Source organism: Pseudomonadota bacterium (assembly GCA_022361155.1).
Classification (GTDB): domain Bacteria; phylum Myxococcota_A; class Polyangia; order Polyangiales; family JAKSBK01; genus JAKSBK01.
In genome coordinates, this window is the sequence record JAKSBK010000114.1 from 1 (window position 1) to 1,207 (window position 1,207).

Here is a 1,207-nt window from a genome sequence, read left to right on the forward strand (position 1 = left end):
ACCCGCTTGCGAGCACACTCCACCACCTGATCCAACACAGACAGGCCGCCCGATGTCTGGTAGCTGAGGCGGTACTCGCGGATCTGCTGCTTGCCTACGAAGGTCTTGATCTCGGTCAAGCGCTGTTCTCGGCGATACTCATGGCCGCCGCCGTATGCGGAGCGGAGATCGGGGCGCAATTCGTAGTGAAAAGTGACATACGTATCGTAGGTCGCCGCCGGGTTGGTGCTCGAGTAGTTGTAGAATACTGCGGAAGGCCGATAGTTTTGTGCTCCCTTCTCTGAGCTGTGCCAGCTCACGTTCATGAAGTTTCCAATCTTGTCCTTCACGACTTGAAGCGGCCATGCTTCCCATCCCCGGCCCTTGGTGATGTAGCGCAGCGTCCGACCGTCCCTGGTCGAAACCTCGAAGCTGAAGGGACTCGTCCAGCCCGCCGGTCGCTTTGACACGATCTTCGTGAACAGATCGGTCTCGGTACGATACTCCACATCGTCTGCGCCGTACTCCTTGCTCGGGTCGACGATGACGAGCCGCTCGCCGCCCAGGCAGAAGTGGTCGCCCGCCCCGTTCTCGTCGTAGGGGGTGTAGCCGTCGATGGCCGGGATACGCTTGCAGCGCGTGATCATGCCCAGGCCCTGAAGGCTCCAGCCCACCCCCATGTAGTTGGTTCCCGCCGAGCTGCTGTAGTGCAGGGCCAGGTTGGGCTGAAGGCCTAGACGGCCGGGAGGAACCTCGATCGGAATCGTGTACGAAGCCTGCCCCAGGTGCGTGACCGCAAACGAGCCCGGGGTCTGGCCTGAATCCTGGGTCTCGTAGTCGGTGCGCGCGATGCCCTGGGGCAGGTCGGCTTCACGCAGCGGCGGCTCGACCGGGACGAGGTCCGCCAAGAGCGCTGCAGGCAGGCTTGGAGACGTGGTGCTGGCCACCGTCGTAGCTGCGGCACTCACGCCTAGCCGTGGCGTGGACAACGAGGCTGCCAACGCGGCTCCAGTCCTCGAGGCCAGCGCGGACTGCATCGGCGCTGGCAAAGGCTGCGGCGTTGCTGGCGCAGGCTGTGCGGACGGCTCCTCGGGCTTCACAGGACACCGCACGCTCGTGCACGACTCGAGACACGAAAGGCACTGGCCGCAGCGACCCAGGTCCGCGCAGCGGACGTCCCCGGCGGCGCACACCTCGTCGGATAGCTCGAGCGCCCCGCTGCAGCTGG

The 1,207-nt window shown here is 64.7% G+C and carries 2 protein-coding genes; one reads left to right on the forward strand and one right to left on the reverse strand.

What is annotated here, in order from left to right; genetic code table 11:
* A partial coding sequence (locus MJD61_04065; protein MCG8554453.1) for a hypothetical protein occupies positions 1-926 on the reverse strand: 926 nt, incomplete at its 3' end.
* Here MJD61_04065 and MJD61_04070 point away from each other — a divergent pair.
* A partial coding sequence (locus MJD61_04070; protein MCG8554454.1) for a hypothetical protein occupies positions 916-1,207 on the forward strand: 292 nt, incomplete at its 3' end. The two genes, MJD61_04065 and MJD61_04070, sit on opposite strands and share 11 nt — an antisense overlap.